This window comes from Roseivirga sp. BDSF3-8 (genome assembly GCF_041449215.1).
Lineage (GTDB): Bacteria > Bacteroidota > Bacteroidia > Cytophagales > Cyclobacteriaceae > JBGNFV01.
Genome location: NZ_JBGNFV010000001.1, coordinates 1,634,343 through 1,654,416, shown reverse-complemented (window position 1 = coordinate 1,654,416; position 20,074 = coordinate 1,634,343). Strand labels below are relative to the sequence as shown.

Below are 20,074 nucleotides of genomic sequence, written 5' to 3'. Positions count from 1 at the left end.
TCATTAATGATAAATCGGCATAATAATATGCGGTCGCAGGTTACTGAACTTAATTATACTGACATAGCTGCTGGCTCGAGTAATGATTACCAGACTAAGCGCAGGTCAAAGCGCCCATCGGTTACACGTAGGGTATCGCACCGTTCATTTACAGAGGTGAACTCAAAGGTACCGGATACAAACTCTCCTGCAGCGTTGAAGTCTGATATATTAACCCACCCTTCTATAAAATCGTAGAAAGGATAATCACAATCGGGATAGTTGGAATCCCAAATTGAATAAAAAGCAGACGAATCAGGTAATTCGCGATACCCTTCTTCTCTATTATAGTCTCTTAGAGGAATACCGATCGTACTTTCTGGAGAGCGTGAATCTGCACTTAATATCATGTAATCAATCACAGTATAATCCGCCAAAGCATCCGGATAATAACTCACAAAAGGCTCTCCATTCACGAGGCAGCCAAAGGTGCCTTTGCCTTCGGTGGTGAGGGGGGGCAGTTGCTCTATGGGGGGGATAGGTACGGGCTTGGGGTCATCGTCATTGCCTCCGAACAGGAAACAACTGCTTAGCATACTGCCTGCCAGGCAGATAAGGAGGTACAGGCTGGTCTTCTTTATCATAGCTTATTGGTTCTGAGGTAAATTTACTCATTTTTTTTCAATAGAGTTGGGGAGTGGTTAATGAGTGAATGATAGAGTAACAGAATAATAGAGTAATTGAGTTGGGGGTGGTAGATGGATGGGGTGGCGGATGGCTGAGAAGTTAATGAGGGAATGAGTGAATGATAGAGTAACAGAATAATAGAGTAATTGAATTATTGAGTGATGAGTTGTGAGTTTTTAGTGGAGAGTAGCAGATTGATGGAGATTGGAAAGGTAGAATAATAGAGTAACAGAATTATTGATTAATAGAGTAATTGAGTGGGGTGTGTTGAGTTATGAGTTTTTAGTTGGGGGGTGATAGATAAATGGAAGGGGCTAGGAAGCCACTTGTCCTTTGGAGTCGAGCTAATCCGGTTTCATTCGTAGGCATCAAAAATAAACCCTTGGGAGTGCTTACTATTGTGCCCCATTTCGCATGGACCACCGAGAGTCGGACCACCCGGATGCGGGCCACCGGAATGCCGGCCACCGAGAGTCGGACCACCGGAATGCGGGCCCAGCGAATGCCGGACCATCGAGAGTCGGGCCACCGAGAGTCGGACCACCGAGAGTCGGACCAAGAAATAAACAGGCCTTAGTTTTGACGGCTATGGTATACGAAGGGGGGCTTGGTGCCACTTGCGTGGTCTGTTCTGATGATGATGAGTAGCTCGCCTGTGCGGCCAGTCCTGGCTTTTATACCGGGTATATTCAAAACCCAGCGCTTGCACTGCCTTTAATAACGTATCTGGCTCTATGGTCATGGTGTTTGGGTCCATGGCGATCAGCCCTCTATTTACCTTGCTCGCCCATAGGTGGTGCGTGTAGCCCCCGGGCTTAGCTACTGTTCCCCCCTCTGCGTAGTGTTTATGAGCTTCCTTTATCATTAAAGGGGTAGTAAAGGCTTTTGATATCGTTTCTGTCAATATTATTTATACTCCCCAGCCTACGCCATTTTTCGCTTCTATGATTGTGCAGGGGCTTATTTATATAAACTCTATCACCAGCTTTACTATTAGAAAAATTCAATTTGGGTTCTTCGCTAGCCTTGGTACGAGGGAGGGACGAACCTACGATGAACTCACGTAAGACTCATAGCGAAGGAGAAGCGAAGCAGAAGCGTAGAAATAGCGAACCAGAAGCGAAGGATAAGAAGGGGGAATGGGGCGTATTCTTTTGGGGAGAAGGGTTTGGTGAATTCTTTCAGTATGGTAAAAGTACAAAAAAAGTGGGTGCTTTACAATGGTGGGCCGGTAGGGCGTGAATAGGATAGGGATGGGTGGTAGTCCTTGAGCCATAGGATAATCTGCCGGAGGGAGCACGTGGCGATAAATCGCGTCTCTAGGGGTACAGTAATCATCTTATAGCCCACCGGAACGGGTACAGACCTGGATTATTTCATTGTTTAATGACTCTATTAATTATTTAATCATTCTCCTACCTCTATTTCCTTGACAACGACATTTCCGGGGCGGTCCATCACCACCACCTTTATGTGGTTTACTCCTTCGGGTAGCTCGATCGTAAACATGTCGTACGCTTTGTTTGCCTTCACTATCAGGTTGGTATCCTGATGGAGGCATCTGAAGGATGATATAGCGGTATCATCTTTTGCGAAGATGACTAACCTGCGCTTTCCATTATCAGTTGCTTCTACAGTTATCTGCCCTATTTTCGGTGCGCGCTGATAGTCCCGCATCGCTGCATTGAAGGCTGAGGCAGCTTTTTTCTGATAGTGGGTATAGTATGCTTTCATTTCAGCATCTTCTTTAAGCTGTTTGGCGTATGCTGTGGCTTTTCCAAACCGCTCACGCATATTTAGCTGTGCTTCACTGGGTGGTTTAAGGCTCTTTTCCGCTGCCTGGCTTACATAGGTTTCACCGTTACGGTTTTTAAAAACCACATCGCCAAGCTTGCCGCTCATTCCATAGAAGATACTTTTCCTGTTTATTTTGGCCATTACATGTTACGTTAAGTTCATCTACAATCATACGCCTATTTTTTTGGAATTATGAGGGCAATTTTTCCCGTCATATTACCTCCTTATGGTAGTCGCCTCTCTCATTGCAAATCATTGCCTTTTACTATGCGGTAAGAATCTGCTAAACGTGCCTTTTAAAAAGGGGGCGCTTTATTTTCTCACTTATGGTTTGCTATGGGTTTACAGGAGTCTGTAGCTTAACTCAGCCATACCTGAAGCCGAACAAGAAAAACTCGTTCTTATTCATTGCTTCCTGTTGTTCGCCGCAAGCCGCGATAAATCGTGTCTCTACGGATGTGAGGCTCACCATTTTCTCATTCAAAATTGACTCATTCTCTCATTGAACAAGGCTAAGGGTATGGGATATAAGCGGATTTTACTATTTTGGCCCGACTGGTTTCGATCCTAATTTTTTTCCCTGACATTCGTATGACTTTTCACGATACACTGAAGGACAGTATTGCGGCCGAACATGATGCTACAGAAAAGGTCTTCCAGCCTTCTCTTTTCAGCGAAGCGTTCTCTGCCGAAGATTATAAGCGGTACCTTCTTTCCAATTACCTTTTTTTTAAAGCGCACGAAATGCGCGTAGCAGAGGTAGAGCTACCCTCCACCGTACACCACCTGCTTCATCCTTCCCGGGCAGACATGCTCCGGGAAGACCTCCATGACCTAAGTATAAAAGGCCCCCTGCCAGACCCGCCCCTCCGGGAGCTAAGCCACCAGGGGAGCCAGCACACCGCCGAAGCCTCCGCCCTTGGCCATGTATACGTCCTGGCAGGCTCTGCCATGGGCGCAAGGATGATCTCAAAGCACCTGCTGGAAAAACCCTTTATGACCCAAGGCGTCGCCGATCGATTTTTGCAAAGCTATGACCGGTTTGATGGAAGATCCTGGAATGCCTTTAAAGAAACCCTCAATCAGATTGATGCCCCGGACAGGCAGCAAGCCACCATCCAGGCCGCTCGCACATCATTTGCCCTCTTTGCCCAATGCTACAGGCAGGCCACCCATTTTTTAGATCATCAAAACGCATAGCAGATCATGGAAGAGCTGAATACAAACGTAAGAGGCGGAGACCTTCAAACGTGCGATAAAGAGCCCATTCATATACCAGGAGCTACCCAACGCTACGGCCTGTTGCTGGTAATGGACCCCGATACCTTTCAGATATTACAAACCTCCGATACCGTACACGAAATACTGGGTCGTTCCCCCGAAGCGCTACTCGATACCTCTTTAGCCGACCTTATCGGGCAGGATAGGCTGGATGAAATTATAGCCGAAATAGAAAGAGAAAAACTACCCCTGGCTAATCCTTTCCTGAATAATATTAACCCCCTCAGTTTTACCATAGACGTAGGCGGTGAGCCCCTAGACTTTAGCGGCATTATTCACCGTAGCAACGGGGGTGTTGTATTAGAGATCGAAAAAGGGCGCAATGAAAATAATATTTCATTTCCTCATTTTTATGAGCTCTCACGCAAGAGCCTGCTGAAATTCCAGGGAGCCGAAACCATGGAAGATCTTACCGGCATTGCCGCACGCGAGGTTAAAGCCCTTACAGGTTTCGACCGTGTCATGATCTACCAGTTTGATGATGAGTGGAATGGCGACGTCATTGCCGAAGCGCGTAACAGCTATGCACCCGGATACCTCGGGTTACATTACCCTGCCTCCGACATCCCCTCCCAGGCCAGGGCTCTTTATCTCAGAAACTGGCTGCGGTACATACCCGATACCACCTATCAGCCTGCGAAAATTATTCCGCAAACCACCCCACTGACCCAGGGCCAGCCCCTGGATCTGAGCAATACTATGCTGCGCAGCGTGTCCCCCATACACATCGAATACCTGCATAACATGGGGGTAAAAGCCACCCTTACCATCTCGCTTATTAAAGATGGTAAGCTATGGGGGCTTATTGCCTGCCACCACCTTTCTGAGCATTACGTACCCTATCATGTACGTATAGCCGCAGAGTATATTGGTCAGATTCTTTCACTGCAGCTCAGTCTTAAAGAAAAGAGCGATACCCAGGTAGTAGAAAGTCGCCTTAGGAGCATCCACAGTGCTATTCTGGAGAGTGTATCCCGGCAGCAGGATTTTATGGCAGGTATGCACCGGGTAAAAAGCGAGCTACTTCAGCTCACCGATGCCCTCGCCTTCATACTCGTCTCTGAAGGCGAGGTCCTGTGCCACGGGCCAGTCCCCGATAACCAGGCCGTTATTGAGATCATTAACCTGGTCAAAGCCAGGGTTACAGACGAAAATTTTCTCTTCTACACCAATCACCTGAGCGCTCTGCTGCCGGAAGCACAGAAATATAAAAATATTGCCAGCGGCCTCATGGCCTTTACTATCACCAAAAGCACCGATACCTACGTCATCTGGCTCAGGCCCGAAGTAGTGCAACTGGTAAACTGGGGTGGACAGCCCGATAAAATTGAGATAAGAGAAGAAGATGGCAAGGTAAGGCTCCATCCCCGTAAGTCATTTGAAAAATGGCAGGAAGAAGTACGGATGAAATCCATCCCATGGGGAGATAAAAATATCTATTTCGCCAAGGAGCTCCGTAATGCCCTCAAAGATTATTTCCTTTTCAAAGCCGAAAAGATCAGGGAGCAGAAAGATGAGCTGGAAAACCTAAACCTTCAGCTTCAGCAGGAAGTAAAACAGCGAAAAGAAACTCAGCATAAGCTGGAGCATTATATGGACGAACTGAAACGCTCAAATAAAGAGCTGGAGCAGTTTGCCTATATCACCAGTCATGACCTGCAGGAACCCCTGAGAGCTACTTCCAGCTTCTCCCGTCTGCTTGCCAAGCGCTATGCAGACCAATTGGATGAGCGGGGCAGGCGCTACATAGATTTTATCGTGGATGGTACCGCCAGGCAGCAACAACTGATAGAAGACATCCTGGAATTCAGCAGAAGCGGAAGCCGCAAGCTGGAACCCGAGCCCCTTAGTGTATGTAAGATGGTAGACAGGCTCAAAATGTCCCTTTCACATGCTATTAGCAGAGAAGGTGCCCGCATAAAATGTGATGTGCCTTTTACGATGAAGGGTGATCACACATTGTTAAACCAATTATTTCAAAATCTGATTAGTAACGCCATGAAATACCGCAGGCAAGACGCTAACCCGGTGGTAAAAATTGGGGGTACTGAAAATGATACCCATTGGGAACTGTTTGTAAAAGATAATGGTATAGGCATAGAGGAAAAGTATTTCGATAAGGTCTTTGTCATTTTCCGTCGCTTACACACCGTGCAGGAGTACCCCGGCACCGGCGTTGGGCTGTCCATATGCAAGCGAATCGTAGAAAAACACGGTGGGAAGATTTGGGTTAAGTCTGACCTGAACGAGGGTACAACTTTTTATTTTACCATTGCCAAAGACCTTTAATCGAACTAACCCCTATGCAGGAGATTAATATTTTTTTGGTTGAAGATAGCATAGCAGATATAGCTATGCTGGAAGAGGTACTGTTAGATAGCCGCCTCGATATAAACCTGGAAACCCATCTTAATGGGGAAGAAGCGCTGGAAGCTTTAAGGGTAAAATCACCCGGTGAATTACCAGACATGATTCTGCTGGACCTTAACCTTCCCAGAGTAGATGGACTCGATGTACTGAAAGAAATTAAATCACACCCCAGCCTTATGGTCATCCCTGTAGTAATTATGTCCACCTCCTCTAATCGGGACGATATCATAAAAAGCTACCAGGGGCACGCCAACTGCTTTATTACCAAGCCCAGTGACTTTGATCAGTTTGAGAAAGTTATTGAGGCGATTGAAAATTTCTGGTTCTCAATTGTTAAACTTCCAAAAGAGAAAAACAGTGATCAAACACCTACCTGATGTGTGGCTGGTAGAAGACAGCCCTGCCGATACGGTGATCATTGAAGAAATGCTTGCGGGTTATTGTAGCACAAAAGCATTTGTGAGAATATCCGATGTGCTCCACGCCCTGCAGACCACTACACCCGGTTGTCTTTTATTGGACCTCTCCCTGCCGGATAGTCAGGGGCTGGAAGGCCTTGAAGCCATTCAGTTACATAATCCCTTTTTGCCTATAGTCATACTTACCGGTATGCACGACATGGAGCTGGCCCTGCAGGCGATAAACCAGGGGGCTGAGGACTTCCTGGTGAAAAACATGCTCTCCGAAGAGTTATTGTATAAAACAGTGACCTTTGCCGCTGAGCGCAGCAGGCTTAAGAAGGAGCTGCTTAAAACTAACGAAGAGCTGACTCAGAGTAAGCGCAGGGTAGAGGACCTTACCTATGCCCTCACCCACGATATTCGCTCCCCCCTTAGTAACCTGCGCATCTGCATGAAGCTTATCAGCGAGCATCAAATAGCCCATACTGAAGTAGAAAAGCTGCTGGGCATAATGCAGAAGTCCCTCGCCCAGATGAATTCCACCATCGAAGGATTTAATGAAGTACTGCAGGTTAATGAACGGACCAATGACCTCCGGGAATGGGTAGAAGTAAGAGACCTCTGGCACAATCTCAAAAAGTACTATACAGAGCATCTCTACGATATTGACGTCACATTTAACGAATCCTTTAAGCAGCCAAGGCTATTTTTTACACCTTTCATTCTCAGAAGCATACTTCAAAATCTGCTCAGTAACAGCATCAAATACCGGGATCACCAAAAACCCCTTCATATAGGCCTCGAGCTATATAAAGAAAAGGATAAAAGTATGCTTATCTTCTCTGATAATGGCATTGGAATGGATATGAATAAAGTTGGCAAAAAGCTGTTCGAGCCCTTTAGCCGCTTCCATACCAGCCTGGAAATAGAGGGCACCGGTATAGGTCTCTATATTATAAAAGCCATGATAGAGGTTCAGGGCGGTAGTATTCTCGTTACCAGTGAGGAAGGAAAAGGCACCACCTTTAAAATCACATTCGAAGATCTGCAGGAAAACGAATTGTCTCTTAAAGGACAGGCCTGATACAAAATACCCGGGGGATACACATCCCACCGGGTAATCAACATCTATTGAGAAACAGGAATTATCGCTTATTTTAGTCTATTACCAGTTTTTTGCAAATCCTGTTGCCATCTATCTGGCAGTGAAGCAGATAAATGCCAGGCGTAGTACTTTCCGGTAAGATAAACTCCACTTGATTACGGTAGCCGGATTCACCTATTAAGACCGAAGGAGCATCGTCACCGTCATATTTACTTAGTGATATCCTGTTAATGTTACCTGGCTTATCAAGCCTTAGGTTCACCTTACCATATACGGGTGCAGGATTTGGGTATATTACCACCCCCTCCGATAGTTCATCAGGTCGGGCAATTTCCTCTCCGCGACTAACATGGATAGTTTTGGAAAAAGCCTCTTCCCCGTCCACATTCACCACCTTTATGCGGTAATAGTTGATCGTCCGGGGGTAAGGGTCAAGGTGCTGATAATGGTTTTGTGCATCCTCATTGCTTGCCGTTACTTCAAAGTAGTCTCTGAAATTTAAGGAATGATCCGCCCTTTGTATGACAAATTTAACCACATAATACTCCTGAGTGGATGACCAGTTAATCTCTGTACCATTTTCTAGTGAAGTACCCGACAGGGCCAGGCTTTCCGCATATACCTGCAATGGCCCCCTGATGCCTTCTCCACGCACAGGCTTCGCTGTAAAGACACTGAAAACCAATAGAATAAGAAGAGTGTAAAATGATTTTCCCATACTAGCTGTTTGTTTTATACAAACCTACAGCATATGCGAAAAACCCGGTAATAAGATATGAAAGGGATTTGAAGGTGTAAGGTTTTAATGTTTCTTTATCAAAAGAAATCTAATGTTCCACTTAAAATGGCTGTTTAGGTTCTAATAGAAAATAGAAGTTGATTAAAACTGTTAATATAATTCCACTAAACGTGGAGATATGAGGATTTATTGAAAGATAGTCTGTGAATTGTTTACTTTTGTCTGTGAATACTACCTTTTCGTAGACGAATGGATAAGCTTCGTCAACTTATCGCTACATTCAGGTAGTCATTAAACGCACGCTGCGTACGAAAAATACCCACCAGGTATTCGTGAATATTTTGTGAGCGCAGCTCCTCATCAGATAGCCCCTTCGTCACCACAAAGCTCTTTAGCCTTAGCAAGTCAATATTAGGGTGATCCTTAGGGTACCCCTTAGGCGCCGTCTTTAATTTCTCACCTTTGATAGCGCCAAACGTACTGCGAAACTCCGGCTCCTCCACAATCCTCTTCAGCTCACCCGCATTGTAGTCCACCTCTTGCCGGATCTTAGCCAGCAGAGGAGACGGAGGCATATATATACCACCCCCCGCAAAGCTTTCATTGCCCGCCTGCATGTGTAGATAATACCCCGCTCCCGGCGTTTTACGGCCACCCTCAGCCATAAAAGCCCCGAAGTTATTTTTGTAAGGTCGTTTGTCCTTACTAAAGCGTATGTCCCTGTTTATCCGGAATATACTTTCCTTCGGCGTTACCGTCCGCAGCCCCTCATCAAAAGAGGCCATTTCCTCCAGCAGATACCCCACCAGTTTTTTAAACTCCTCCCGGGCCTCTTCATACCACTCCCGGTTAGCGTCCATCCATTCCTTTGAATTATTTTTTTCCAGTTCAGACAAAAAGTCCAGTATCAGCGCAGTATTCATCGGTTATCGGGCATTTATGTGTTCAGTAATGGATTCAAGCTTCATGCCGCGGCTGCCTTTGACCAGTAAAGTCACATTATCAAAGGTGTGCGTCTTCAGAAAATCCGCCAGCCCTTCACGCGTCTTGAAATAGTGCGCACCCGGCACCTCCTCAGCCGCAGCCGCCATAGCCTCACCGCATAGCATAACCTCTTCTATTCCCAGGAGTTTCAACATTTCCCCTATTTCACGGTGTCTATCCTCACTTTCCGGCCCCAGCTCAAACATGTCCGCCAGGATAGCCCCCTTCCTGTCGCCCGGCATGGCCGACAGATTCGTCAGGGCCGCCCTCATAGAGTCGGGGTTAGCATTATAGGCATCCATAATGATCCGGCTCTTACCCCTCGTCACTATCTGTGAGCGATTCATAGAAGGGATGTAGGCTCCCAGGTTTTCCGCCGCATCCTTTTCAGGTACCTCAAAATATTTACCCAGGCAAAGAGCCACCGCCACATTACCAAAATTATAAGAGCCGATAAGGTTCGTTTCAACCTCAAGTCCCCCTTCAGTACGTATCTTTATATAAGGAGCTTCGCCGCTCAGGCTACAGTGGTAATAGTCTTCCTCTCCCGGGTAGGTTAGGGCCTGCTTATCCTGAAAGCGCTTGACCATATGCTTCAGCTTTTCATCCTGCGTATTAATGAATACCTGCCCCTTATTTTTCAGTAAAAAATCAAAAAGCTCAGTTTTGCCCCGCAGTACCCCCTCTATGCCACCAAAGCCCTCCAGGTGAGCCCGCCCAATATTCGTTATCAGACCATGTGTAGGCTCAGCTATTTCACATAGCTCACGGATGTCACCCACCTTATTCGCCCCCATTTCCACCACCACTATTTCCGTTCCCTTCGGCACCCTCAGCAGCGTCAAAGGCACCCCTATATGATTATTCAGGTTGCCCTCCGTAGCATACACAACATATTTCGCCTTCAGCACCTCCCTTATCAGTTCCTTTGTGGTCGTCTTACCATTACTACCCGTCAGGCCTATCACCGGTACCTCAAGTTGGCGGCGGTGGTGGCGGGCCAGCCCCTGTAAAGTTCCCAGTACATCGTCCACTACCAGATATCTGCTATCTTTGGCATAAGCTTCGTCATCAATTACCGCCAGGGCAGCCCCCTTGTCCAGGGCATCCCCGGCAAAGACATTGGCGTTAAAGTTAGGACCCTTCAGAGCAAAGAATAAGTTGCCTTCCCGGATCTGGCGGGTGTCCGTACTGACACCTGTGCTATTCAAAAAATGGGTATAGAGCGTTTCCATCATGATGGCAATATAAGTTTAGATACCCATTCAGGTAAAGACCCGTTAAAGGAATATGAATTTACATACACCTACTCCACCCGAAAATTTCATTCCCCCCTATGGGAACACCCCTTTTCAGGTGTCATTTACATGAAAGTTTTTTTGCCTATGCGTAGTTGTGTCCTTCTTTTCAGTATGCTGCTTAGCCTGTCATTTTATACAGCTCACGGCCAGCAACCCCTGTTTGGGTACGACACCACTCCCCGCTTTCTCAATACGGAAGGACGGGCTCTCCGGCACGGGCTATCCGGTGGACTCAATGCCCCCCAGTACAGCACCATCGATCTTAATGCAGATGGCATTCAGGACCTGGTCCTCTTTGACCGCACCGCAGACAGACTGCTCACTTTTCTGCGTAGCGGAGACCAGTGGCAGTACGCTCCGCAGTATGAGCACCTCTTCCCTGCAGACCTGCGCTACTGGGTCCTCCTCAGAGATATGAATTGTGATGGCCGTAAAGACCTTGTCACAAGTGCCGGCTTTGGTATTGATGTTTACCTCAATATACCACAGGCTAGTGGTAGCATCACCTGGGAGAAGCAGGAAACCCTGAGGACAGAAACTCAGAGCGGTGACTTTGTCATACCTGCCACCAGCGCAGACCTGCCGGCTATAGATGATATTGATGGGGATGGTGACCCCGACATCCTCGTGTTTGATTTTAGCACAGGCACTACCATCAACTATAACCGTAACCTGAGTGTAGAAACAAGCGGAAATTGCGGTAGCCTACGTTTCCGGCGTGAAACCCGTGAGTGGGGAGGCGTTCGTGAATGTACCTGTGGTGTGCTGGCATTTGAGCAGGCATGTGCTCCCTCCGATGGGAGACAGGGAGCCAGGCTGCAGCACGCCGGGGGCAAATCGCTGACTACCGCAGATTTTGACGGTGACGGCGACAAAGACCTCATGCTTGGCGACGAAACCTGCCAGGTATTTTACTACCTGGAAAATGTGGGTACCACAGCCACCGCCCGCTTCGATAGCTTTACCACCACATTCCCACGGGACACACCGGCCAGGCCCGGCTTTTACCCCTCAGGCTACGTGGAAGATCTGGACGGTGATGGAGTAAAAGAATTAATCGTGTCCTCCGGCCTTCCACGCCGGATAGAAGTAAATGCAGCCTATCGCCAGAGCAACTGGCTGTACAGTATACAAGGAGAGGAACTCAGCCTCCAAACCAAAGAGTTTTTGCAGGGAGAGATGGTCGACCTCGGCGAACAAGCCACCATTATGCTCGCAGACGTAGATGGCGATGGTGACCAGGACCTTTTGGCAGCAAGCTACGGTACTATGCACGACGGAGCCTTTGTCTCCACCGTTTCCCTTTTCCAAAATAATACTGAAGCAGGGGGGACTACTTACCGGCTCATTGATGATGACTACCTGGGCTTTTCCTCGCTGGGCGTTCGAAACCTTAAAATTGCCAGTGGGAGGGTGAATGACGATGGGCTGGCCGACCTGGTATTTATGGCCAGTGACACCACCGGCTTTGTTACCAAATTATACTACGTACCTGCCACTGAGAGCAACTTCTCATTTGACCTCGCCCTGGCAAGAGAGCTTAGCGCAGAGGCGGGCTTTAATACCACCTTTGCACTTGAAGATGTGGACAGTGATGGCCTGGATGACCTTATCGTAGGCAGGCAGTTTGGCAGTGTTGCTTATTACCGTAATACCGGAGGCGCTTTTCAGCTTCAGGCTGATCCCTTCCTGAACATAGATGACGACGCCACCCGCTCAAGGCCCCACATGGCCTTTGCCGATTTTAACGGCGATGGGGCGCGGGACATGATCGTCGCCGACTTCAGTGGGCACCTCACGTACTATAGTGATTACCGCAATTATACTCCCTCCTCCATCTCAGCATTACCTGTAGCAGAGCCAGCCGAAGCGGGAGAAGTACGCCTCGTCCGTACAGATAACCGTAGCTGGCTTGCAGGAGACAATTCAGCGGACCTGCCAGGCCTGATGGTAGCAACCGCACGCGGAGGGTTCACCCGCCTCCAAAACCGTCTTGAAAGCAGCGAGCCGGGATCGTCCGGTCCACTGACCGTACAGGCCTTTCCCAATCCTGCCCGTGCCGGTTTCATTCGTATCAGAGCCAGCCAGACCTGCATCATAGACATTATGGATGCCGCCGGGCGTGAAGTACTGGGCGACTATCAGGTGTCGGCCAATGATATAAACCTGCTGCCGGTAAACCTCCTGCCCGATGGCCTGTACTTTGTGCGCGCCAGAACCAATGAAGAAGTCGCCATAGAGAAGTTTCTGAAATATGAGTAAGCCACTCGTACTGTATGTGCAGGTAGCACCGCCAGCTAAGGTCTGCTACGGACACCCCTTTGCCGGCTGTGAAGAAAAAGCAGATATCTTTGAGTTTGACAACCACTCCGGCGAGCCAATGGCCGGGTACGCCACCCGCCTGGTACAGCAGGCATCCTCTCTCTTCGTGTGGGTGGAAGCTGCCGGAAGCGAACAGGAGGCATTGGGGGTTGTAAGGCCTGTTCTTTCCGGGCTGCTAGCTGTGAAGAAAGATAAAATGATGTACATAAGAGGACATCACCCGATGCTTGAGCGCATGAGCGGCCCGCTGGGTGCGAACGTGCCGCCTGAAGGAGTGGAGCCAGCCACCTTGCTAAAAAAGTGGCTTAGTCCCTCAGATAGATAAAGTAAAATCGTCAGCATCCAGGTAAGCAGGGAACTTGTCCCGGTACCGTTGCAGCTCGCTGCCACTTAGGGTTACCGTAGCCACATCCTCCCTGTCCTCCATAAAGATCACCGTTTCCCCCTTAGGGTCATACACACCGGAATGGCCAGAGTAGGGCACCCCGTTGCCGTCTTCACCAATACGGTTCACACCCGCCGTGTAGCACAGGTTTTCCACCGCACGGGCTTTTAGCAGAATGTCCCATGCCCCCACCCGGGGCGCAGGCCAGTTAGCTACATATAGCAGCAGGTCAAATGCCATTTTCCCCTCCCGATCAGATAAGTTACGGCTCCATACCGGAAAGCGCAGGTCATAGCAGATCATAGGGCATATCTTCCAGCCCTTCAGCTCACACACCAGCCGCTTCTTCCCTGCCGTATACGTGTGGTGCTCATCCGCCATACGGAACAGGTGGCGCTTATCATACGTTTCGAAGCTTCCGTCAGGCCGCATCCATATCAGGCGGTTAAAAAAACCTTCCCCATCCCGGATCACTACAGAGCCTGTCACCACCGCCCCGGACTGAGCAGCCATCTGCTTCATCCAGCGAAAGCTGGTGAGGTTCATTACCTCTGCCACTTCTTCCGCCTTCATGGTAAAGCCGCTGTTGAACATCTCCGGTAAGATGATGAGGTCCGCCTTGTCCTCTATCTGCCAGATTTTTTCCTCCAGCGTGTTCAGGTTGGCCTCCGTATTATGCCAGTGCAGAGGCGTTTGAATAAGGCTTATTTTCAGATCCTGCATAGTCTTTCTGCTGCTTGTGCCAGGGTCTGCTCCGTTTTGGCAAAGCAAAAGCGAAGCATATGGCTGTTCTTGTTGTCATGAAAAAACGGGCTGAGAGGAATAGTCGCCACCCCTATTTCCTTAGTAAGCCACTCGGCCATCTCTCGCTCAGGCTTGTCAGAAAGCCCCTCGTAGCTGTATACCGCAAAGTAAGTTCCCTGACAGGGCATGGGCTTAAAGCTGGTAGCCTTCATCTTCTCTGCAAAGTAATTTCGTTTCTCCTCGTACATGTCGCTTACATGCATGTAGTTTGCAGGCTCCTGCAGGTAGTCAGCAAGGGCATGCTGCACTGGCCGGTTCACGGCAAACGTAAGGTACTGGTGCATCTTCCGCAACTCACGCGTCAGGGCAGGAGGGGCCACCGCATAGCCCACCTTCCAGCCAGTGGCATGGAACGTTTTCCCGAAGCTGAACACCGCTACGCTTCGTGCGCGCAGAGAAGGAGAGTTTAGTACGCTTACCTGCTTTTTGCCATCAAACACAATGTGCTCGTATACCTCGTCGCTCAGTATGATCAGGTTATGTCTCTCAGCCAGCTTTTCCAGCCGCAGGATGTCTTCCGGTTCCCACACGCTCCCCGTAGGATTGTGGGGCGTGTTGATCACCATCATAGCCGTCCTGTCCGTACATGCCCGTTCTATCGCCTCCCAGTCCGGCCGGAACGTATCCGACCTGAGAGATACATACACCGGCCTGCCCCCCTGCAGCCTTATCGCAGGCCCGTAGCTGTCATACGCCGGTTCCAGCACGATGACCTCGTCTCCCGGCCTCACAAAGGCACTGATGGCCGCATACAATGCTTCCGTGGCTCCCGCTGTCACCGTTATTTCCTCTGAAGGATTAGTGGCTACACTGAGATACACACTGATCTTTTGCGAAATAGCATCCAGTAAGGCAGGCACTCCCGGCATGGGAGCGTACTGATTGTGGCCCGTTTTCATGTAGTGGGCCACCCGGTCTATCAGTTCTGGGCTTACCTCAAAGTCGGGAAAGCCCTGGCTCAGGTTGATCGCCTCATGCTTCTGCGCCATGGCAGACATGACAGAAAAAATGCTAGTACCTATATCGGGAAGTTTACTTTTCAGGTCGGGTGAGTTCATGCAGCTTGGTCGGGTTTTGTAAAAAAAAAATGAAGGGAAAACAAAGCGGGCAGGCTTTTGTAATTGCCTGCCCGCCTCTTTTATTATCGTTTTGCCTGGGGTACTCTCACGCGGTATTCTGCGTCTACCTTACCCTTGCTTATATTAGTTAGCTTACTTTTAAGCAGGCGCTTTTTCAATGGAGCTAGGTGGTCAGTAAATAGCACCCCCTCTATATGGTCATACTCATGCTGCACGATTCGTGCCGCCACACCCTCAAGCGTCTCCTCATGCTCCTCCCAGTTCTCATCAAAATAGCGGATGCGGATGCGCTCCGTGCGAAACACCTCTTCCCGCACGCCCGGAATACTCAGGCAGCCTTCGTCAAAGCCCCATTCATCGCCCTCCTCTTCCAGTATCTCAGGATTAATAAATACCCGCTTGAACTGCTCAGTCTCCGGCTCCTCCATAGGGTCACCGTCCACCACAAACATGCGAATGCTTTTGCCTATCTGGGGAGCTGCCAGCCCTACACCATTGGCCTGGTACATGGTTTCAAACATGTCTTCAGCCAGTTGTTTTACATCGATTTCGTCCTTCTCCAGGTTTTCCCCTTTTTTTCTCAGCACAGGGTCGCCGTACAGTACGATAGGATAGATCATATTCCTCTACTTTCCAGAAAAGATTGCAAAATAATAGTTGCGCTCACTTTATCAATATTTCCCTTCTCCCGGCGGTCCTTCTTCTTCATGCCTCCTGCTATCATTGCATCCAGCGCCATTTTAGAAGTATACCTTTCGTCTTCCAGGTGGATCGGTTTTCCGGGAAACTTCTTTTTCAGGTGTTTAACAAAATTCTCCACCATAGCAGTGGCGTTAGTAGGGCTTCCGTCAGTATTTATGGGCATGCCTACCACGATCGCCTCCACGTCCTCCCTGCTGTCATACTGTAACAGGTACGCGATTATATCTTTTGAGTGAACCGTCTCCAGGGGCGAGGCAATGATCTTGAGCGGATCAGTAACAGCCAGTCCTACACGTTTACTGCCATAATCAATGGCGAGAATTCTGCCCATAAAAGGTCTTTGCTAATTCAGTCGGGTAAGATTGTCCCAGCGACGCTTTACCTCTTTTTCAAGCATAAGCGCTTTAGGGAACAGTATTTCATTTTCTACACGGGCGTGTGTGATCAGTTCTTTCTCAAAGTCACTTAGTTCCGCGTATAGCACCTTTAATAATATGTCTGATGTGTTCTCAGTAGAATAGTTGCCCGTAATCTTCCGGATACCACTCATCTCATCATCATGCACATCATGAGCTATCGCAAAAGCCTGTATGGAAAAGTCCTCCATCTTCTGGAAAAGCTTTCCAGGCGTAACGTTGCCGTCTACCGCATCCTGAAGCATCAACACATAAGAGAAGAGCGTATCTTCCTCTTCATAAATATGATGGATAAAGTCCTCTACGAATAATGGGAAGATGAATTTGAGATCTTCAAAAAGCTGACCCTTTTCCGGCAGGCGCTCTATGAGAGTGGAAAGATAAGGTAGTTTCTCTTTAATGAACAGGTAATGAGTGTGCTTAAGGTAAGCTACGATCAGATCCGCAGGGTACGTAAATAATGACAGGTCCTCATTATCCCTGCGATCACCAACAGACTCCAGCCTGCTCACCACAGCCTCAGCGTCCAGCCCTTTCTCCTCACATACCTGGCCCAGCGTCTTTTCCGAATAATCGTAAAAGCCGATGCCTAGATAGTAGAGAACCGCTGCGTATACGTGGTTTTCGCCTACCAGATCATGTATTTTCCTGTCATTGATTCTCACAGCACATTAACCGGTTTTTACTCAAAGATAACGATAATTATCGAACATCGCTGTTTCCTTTACAGCAACGAAGGTAAAGCCCCGATATTTCTTATATACCCTTTCAGTCTTAATCAGGGTCTGGTAAATGAACAGTTTTTTCGCTAAATAGTGCCTCATTTTGGATAAATGAAACCCAAAGCACCTTTTTAGCGATTAGGTTAGTAAGAAAACAGAAAAGTCCATTCGTGTTTTCTACATGAAAAATACATTCTTCAGTGGGAAAAAATTCAAGCAGCTTATACATTAAACTGCCCGTCATCATAGCGCTGGCAATATGTGTAGGCATTATCATAGGGTCCAATTTTGCGGATACAGCCGTTCCCGGTGGCGGCAACACCAATAATTATATGAAGCTCAGGCAGGTGCTCACGGCTATTGAGCGTGACTACGTTGATGAGACTGAGTCAGATGAATTAGTAGAGGCCGCTATTAACAGCGTGCTGGAAAAGCTCGATCCTCACAGCGTTTACATCAACGCAGAAGACCTTGAACTTACCAAAAGCCAGCTCGAAGGCGAGTTTGAAGGAATCGGCATAGAGTTTAACCTGGTAGAAGATACCATTTTTGTCGTAGCCACACTGCCCGGTGGCCCTTCAGAGAAGGTCGGTATACTGCCCGGAGACAAGATCGTAACCGTGGAGGATGATACAATAGCCGGTGCCGGGCTCAGCACCGCCGACATCATTACCCTGCTGCGTGGTCCAAAAGGCTCCGAAGTGCTGGTAGGCGTAAAGAGGAAAGGTAAGGACCACCTCCTGCCTTTTACCATTAGCCGTGACAAAATTCCCCAGTATTCAGTGGATGTATCCTATATGATTGACGATGAGACCGGATACATCAAAGTGAGCCGTTTTGCCGCCACTACCTATGACGAATTCAGGGAAGCCCTCGAAAAGCTCAAAGACAAAGGCATGAAAAACCTGATGATAGACCTCCAGGATAATCCCGGCGGCTATCTCGATCGTGCCGTAGACATGATAGATGAGCTGCTGGAAGACGAGGCCATGATCGTATATACCGATGGAAAAGGCGACCGCTATGACAGCGAGTACCGTGCTACTGATGAAGGTATTTTTGAAAATGGCCCCGTGGTGGTGCTTATCAATGAATACAGCGCCAGCGCCTCAGAGATCATGGCGGGTGCCCTGCAGGATAATGACCGTGCCCTGGTCGTAGGGCGCCGATCATTTGGTAAAGGACTGGTGCAGAGTTCTGTACCACTGAACGACGGCAGCCAGCTACGCCTTACCATCTCCCGCTTTTATACCCCAAGCGGCCGCTCCATACAGAAGAGCTACGAAGAGGGACTTGAAGACTACAATAAAGATTTTACCCGCCGCTTAGAAGGCGGTGAGCTCTTCAGTGCTGACAGCATACAGTTTGCCGACTCGCTGGCCTTTGAGACACGCTCCGGCCGTACCGTATACGGCGGTGGAGGCATCATGCCAGATTATTTTGTGCCATTGGATACCCTCGAGTGGTCAGACTACTACTCAGAATTGCTCTACTCCAACGCCATCAGAGAGTATGCCCTCGACTATCTTGAAAAAAACCGGGACGATTTAGAAGCTATGTCGTTTAAAGAATACTTCCGTTCATTCGAAGTAAATGCTTCTATGCTCGACGCTCTGGTCAATGCCGGCGAGGCAAGGGAAGTGGCTTTTGACAGCACCGGATTTGCAAGATCAAAGGATTTGATCCAAATTTCGCTCAAAGCCACTATCGCCAGGAATATCTGGGGGGATGAAGGTTACTATCCCATACTAAACCAGGCAAATGACACCTATGTGCGTGGGCTGAAATTGTTTAAAGAAGCTGGTGAACTGGCCAGTGTAAAGTAAACCCTATGGCATACTACCATACCCTGGGAAAGATCCCTCACAAACGACATACCCAATTCAGAAAGCCCGACGGCTCTTTGTACGCCGAAGAGCTTGTTAGCTCCAAAGGCTTCAGCGGCATCTACTCCATTCTATACCATGAGCATCCTCCTACCAAAGTAAAAGAGGTAAGGAAGCCCGTGCCTCTGAAAACAGAGATTGCGCATGAGTACGGCCTCCTGCAAACACACCTGAATACAAGCGGACTAAAAAGTACAGGCGGGGACTTTCTCGAAAGCAGAAAAACCCTGCTGATGAATAACGACGTGTCCATGGCTATCTGCATACCCACAGAACGCAGCATGGACTATTACTACAAGAATGGCGAGGCAGATGAGTGCCTGTTTATTCATGACGGCGGAGGGTGGCTCTACAGCCAGTTCGGCAAACTGCGTATGGAAAAGGGCGATTACGTAGTCATTCCCCGTACCACCATCTACCGTGTAGAGTGGGATAAAGGTCCCATACGTATACTCGTCATCGAGTCCAGCGGCCCCATAGAGACCCCCAGGCGCTACCGCAATGAGCTGGGTCAGTTGCTGGAGCATAGCCCCTTTTGCGAGCGCGACCTGCGCCCCCCCGGCGAACTGGTAAAAGAAGAAGAAAAAGGCGAGTACCTGCTGAAGATCAAAAAAGGCGGTTATCTCCACCAGTATGTATATGAGTATAGTCCACTCAACGTCGTAGGCTGGGACGGCTACCTCTATCCCTACTGCTTCTCCATCCATGATTTTGAGCCCATTACAGGCCGCATACACCAGCCACCGCCGGTGCACCAGACATTTCAGGCAGAGGGCTATGTGATATGCTCATTCGTACCCAGGCTATTTGACTACCACCCAGAGTCCATTCCCGCCCCGTATAATCACAGCAACATAGACTCAGACGAGGTCTTGTACTATGCCGAAGGTAATTTCATGAGCCGTAAAGGAATAGACCGCGGTAGCTTTACCCTGCATCCCGGCGGACTACCCCATGGGCCCCATCCCGGTACAGTAGAAAAGAGCATCGGTGCTAAAGAAACTGAAGAGTACGCCGTTATGCTTGATACATTCAGGCCACTGTACTTAACCAAAGAAGCACTGGAGTTTGTAGATGAAAAGTATCCGGCCAGCTGGAACGAGTAATGGTACAA

At 48.6% G+C, this 20,074-nt stretch carries 20 protein-coding genes; 9 read left to right on the top strand and 11 right to left on the bottom strand.

Annotated elements, in window-relative coordinates; translation table 11 throughout:
• Nucleotides 1-86: 86 nt before the first annotated feature.
• Both AB9P05_RS06595 and AB9P05_RS06590 read right to left on the bottom strand, forming a co-directional pair.
• Nucleotides 87-623 carry a hypothetical protein gene (locus AB9P05_RS06595; protein WP_371908021.1) on the bottom strand — a complete coding sequence of 179 codons (537 nt, stop codon included), beginning with the start codon at nt 621-623 and terminating at the stop codon, nt 87-89.
• A 629-nt stretch (nt 624-1,252) separates the two neighbouring features.
• Nucleotides 1,253-1,531 carry a hypothetical protein gene (locus AB9P05_RS06590; RefSeq protein WP_371908020.1) on the bottom strand — a complete coding sequence of 93 codons (279 nt, stop codon included), beginning with the start codon at nt 1,529-1,531 and terminating at the stop codon, nt 1,253-1,255.
• 188 nt (nt 1,532-1,719) lie between these two features.
• On the opposite strand from AB9P05_RS06590, the gene AB9P05_RS06585 reads away from it, so the two are divergent.
• Nucleotides 1,720-1,908, top strand: a complete 189-nt coding sequence (locus tag AB9P05_RS06585; protein WP_371908019.1) for a hypothetical protein — start codon at nt 1,720-1,722, stop codon at nt 1,906-1,908.
• 165 nt (nt 1,909-2,073) lie between these two features.
• Here the strand turns inward: AB9P05_RS06585 and AB9P05_RS06580 are convergent, their stop codons facing one another.
• Entirely contained in the window at nt 2,074-2,604 is a 531-nt protein-coding gene (locus AB9P05_RS06580; protein WP_371908018.1) for a hypothetical protein, read from the bottom strand.
• Nucleotides 2,605-3,054: 450 nt separating this feature from the next.
• Between AB9P05_RS06580 and AB9P05_RS06575 the strand changes: the two genes are divergently transcribed.
• Genes AB9P05_RS06575 through AB9P05_RS06560 form a run of 4 tightly spaced genes read left to right on the top strand, consistent with a single transcriptional unit; the run spans nt 3,055 to nt 7,599 of the window.
• Nucleotides 3,055-3,663, top strand: coding sequence for a biliverdin-producing heme oxygenase (locus AB9P05_RS06575; RefSeq protein ID WP_371908017.1), 609 nt, complete (start codon nt 3,055-3,057; stop codon nt 3,661-3,663).
• 6 nt (nt 3,664-3,669) lie between these two features.
• Nucleotides 3,670-6,033, top strand: coding sequence for an ATP-binding protein (locus AB9P05_RS06570; protein WP_371908016.1), 2,364 nt, complete (start codon nt 3,670-3,672; stop codon nt 6,031-6,033).
• A gap of 14 nt (nt 6,034-6,047) precedes the next feature.
• Complete coding sequence (locus AB9P05_RS06565) at nt 6,048-6,491, top strand: response regulator (RefSeq protein WP_371908015.1); 444 nt, start codon at nt 6,048-6,050, stop codon at nt 6,489-6,491.
• Nucleotides 6,472-7,599 carry an ATP-binding protein gene (locus tag AB9P05_RS06560; protein WP_371908014.1) on the top strand — a complete coding sequence of 376 codons (1,128 nt, stop codon included), beginning with the start codon at nt 6,472-6,474 and terminating at the stop codon, nt 7,597-7,599. Before AB9P05_RS06565 ends, AB9P05_RS06560 begins: the two co-directional genes overlap by 20 nt.
• Nucleotides 7,600-7,672: 73 nt before the next feature.
• Here the strand turns inward: AB9P05_RS06560 and AB9P05_RS06555 are convergent, their stop codons facing one another.
• The 3 genes from AB9P05_RS06555 to murF all read right to left on the bottom strand — a co-directional run bounded on the left by AB9P05_RS06555 (nt 7,673) and on the right by murF (nt 10,581).
• On the bottom strand, nt 7,673-8,338 hold the full coding sequence (locus AB9P05_RS06555; protein ID WP_371908013.1) for a hypothetical protein: 666 nt from the start codon (nt 8,336-8,338) through the stop codon (nt 7,673-7,675).
• 284 nt (nt 8,339-8,622) lie between these two features.
• Nucleotides 8,623-9,282 carry a DUF2461 domain-containing protein gene (locus AB9P05_RS06550; protein WP_371908012.1) on the bottom strand — a complete coding sequence of 220 codons (660 nt, stop codon included), beginning with the start codon at nt 9,280-9,282 and terminating at the stop codon, nt 8,623-8,625.
• 3 nt (nt 9,283-9,285) lie between these two features.
• Nucleotides 9,286-10,581: a UDP-N-acetylmuramoyl-tripeptide--D-alanyl-D-alanine ligase gene (gene murF / locus AB9P05_RS06545; protein ID WP_371908011.1), complete on the bottom strand. Its 1,296-nt coding sequence runs from the start codon at nt 10,579-10,581 to the stop codon at nt 9,286-9,288.
• 129 nt (nt 10,582-10,710) lie between these two features.
• Between murF and AB9P05_RS06540 the strand changes: the two genes are divergently transcribed.
• Together AB9P05_RS06540 and AB9P05_RS06535 are read left to right on the top strand one after the other, a co-directional pair.
• Complete coding sequence (locus AB9P05_RS06540; RefSeq protein WP_371908010.1) at nt 10,711-12,906, top strand: T9SS type A sorting domain-containing protein; 2,196 nt, start codon at nt 10,711-10,713, stop codon at nt 12,904-12,906.
• Nucleotides 12,899-13,291, top strand: a complete 393-nt coding sequence (locus AB9P05_RS06535) for a hypothetical protein (RefSeq protein WP_371908009.1) — start codon at nt 12,899-12,901, stop codon at nt 13,289-13,291. Before AB9P05_RS06540 ends, AB9P05_RS06535 begins: the two co-directional genes overlap by 8 nt.
• Here AB9P05_RS06535 and AB9P05_RS06530 read toward each other — a convergent pair.
• The 5 genes from AB9P05_RS06530 to AB9P05_RS06510 all read right to left on the bottom strand — a co-directional run bounded on the left by AB9P05_RS06530 (nt 13,280) and on the right by AB9P05_RS06510 (nt 17,017).
• Complete coding sequence (locus AB9P05_RS06530) at nt 13,280-14,074, bottom strand: amidohydrolase (RefSeq protein ID WP_371908008.1); 795 nt, start codon at nt 14,072-14,074, stop codon at nt 13,280-13,282. The two genes, AB9P05_RS06535 and AB9P05_RS06530, sit on opposite strands and share 12 nt — an antisense overlap.
• Nucleotides 14,062-15,213, bottom strand: coding sequence for a methionine aminotransferase (locus tag AB9P05_RS06525; RefSeq protein ID WP_371908007.1), 1,152 nt, complete (start codon nt 15,211-15,213; stop codon nt 14,062-14,064). The genes AB9P05_RS06530 and AB9P05_RS06525 overlap by 13 nt, the downstream gene beginning before the upstream one ends.
• 83 nt (nt 15,214-15,296) lie before the next feature.
• Nucleotides 15,297-15,854 carry a peptide deformylase gene (gene def / locus AB9P05_RS06520; protein ID WP_371908006.1) on the bottom strand — a complete coding sequence of 186 codons (558 nt, stop codon included), beginning with the start codon at nt 15,852-15,854 and terminating at the stop codon, nt 15,297-15,299.
• Nucleotides 15,851-16,267 carry a Holliday junction resolvase RuvX gene (gene ruvX, locus AB9P05_RS06515; protein ID WP_371908005.1) on the bottom strand — a complete coding sequence of 139 codons (417 nt, stop codon included), beginning with the start codon at nt 16,265-16,267 and terminating at the stop codon, nt 15,851-15,853. The genes def and ruvX overlap by 4 nt, the downstream gene beginning before the upstream one ends.
• 12 nt (nt 16,268-16,279) lie before the next feature.
• Nucleotides 16,280-17,017, bottom strand: coding sequence for an iron-sulfur cluster repair di-iron protein (locus AB9P05_RS06510; protein ID WP_371908004.1), 738 nt, complete (start codon nt 17,015-17,017; stop codon nt 16,280-16,282).
• Nucleotides 17,018-17,274: 257 nt separating this feature from the next.
• On the opposite strand from AB9P05_RS06510, the gene AB9P05_RS06505 reads away from it, so the two are divergent.
• Both AB9P05_RS06505 and AB9P05_RS06500 read left to right on the top strand, forming a co-directional pair.
• Nucleotides 17,275-18,900: a S41 family peptidase gene (locus tag AB9P05_RS06505; protein WP_371908003.1), complete on the top strand. Its 1,626-nt coding sequence runs from the start codon at nt 17,275-17,277 to the stop codon at nt 18,898-18,900.
• A 5-nt stretch (nt 18,901-18,905) separates the two neighbouring features.
• Nucleotides 18,906-20,066, top strand: coding sequence for a homogentisate 1,2-dioxygenase (locus tag AB9P05_RS06500; RefSeq protein ID WP_371908002.1), 1,161 nt, complete (start codon nt 18,906-18,908; stop codon nt 20,064-20,066).
• Nucleotides 20,067-20,074 lie beyond the last annotated feature (8 nt).